The organism is Vibrio clamense (genome assembly GCF_050337905.1).
Lineage (GTDB): Bacteria > Pseudomonadota > Gammaproteobacteria > Enterobacterales > Vibrionaceae > Vibrio > Vibrio cortegadensis.
On the sequence record NZ_JAKJTJ010000072.1, the window covers coordinates 1 to 769 of the forward strand.

2 rRNA genes are annotated in these 769 nt (G+C 41.5%); both read left to right on the plus strand.

The features are described 5' to 3' along the window. Window positions 1-246, plus strand: a 16S ribosomal RNA gene (locus tag L4C39_RS20155); the annotation flags it as partial. A gap of 393 nt (window positions 247-639) precedes the next feature. After that, window positions 640-769 (plus strand): 23S ribosomal RNA (locus L4C39_RS20160); the annotation flags it as partial.

Sequence of the window (769 nt, forward strand, 5' to 3'; positions counted from 1 at the left end):
AGTCCGGATTGGAGTCTGCAACTCGACTCCATGAAGTCGGAATCGCTAGTAATCGTAGATCAGAATGCTACGGTGAATACGTTCCCGGGCCTTGTACACACCGCCCGTCACACCATGGGAGTGGGCTGCAAAAGAAGTRGGTAGTYTAACCTTTCGGGGAGGACGCTYACCACTTTGTGGTTCATGACTGGGGTGAAGTCGTAACAAGGTAGCCCTAGGGGAACCTGGGGCTGGATCACCTCCTTATATACGAAGATTTTCACGATGAGTACCCACACAGATTGATTAGGTTTAGATAAGTTAAAGCAGAGCTTTAATGAATGACTTCGGTTATTGATTAAAGCTTTTGTGCTTTATGCTCTTTAACAATTTGGAAAGCTGACTGATTAGCTTAATTATTTTTACTTTAAAAAGTAAAACAAAACRGCCCAGGCTGTAATTAAGTTAATCAAATTTAAAAGTTYTCAATGTTTATCTTTATTGATAAACACACAAACACATTCAAGTGTCTTGTATTCGGAACAATGTTTACATTGTTCCATTATTGAGTCCGGCAAACAGTCATTGAGAATTAACCCTTCTTAATGACAACCAAAAACCTTGGTTAGTTGCCATACATAAGACCCTTTCGGGTTGTATGGTTAAGTGACTAAGCGTACACGGTGGATGCCTTGGCAGTCAGAGGCGATGAAGGACGTATTAACTTGCGATAAGCCCAGATTAGACAGTAAAAGTCTTTTGAGTCTGGGATTTCCGAATGGGGAAACCC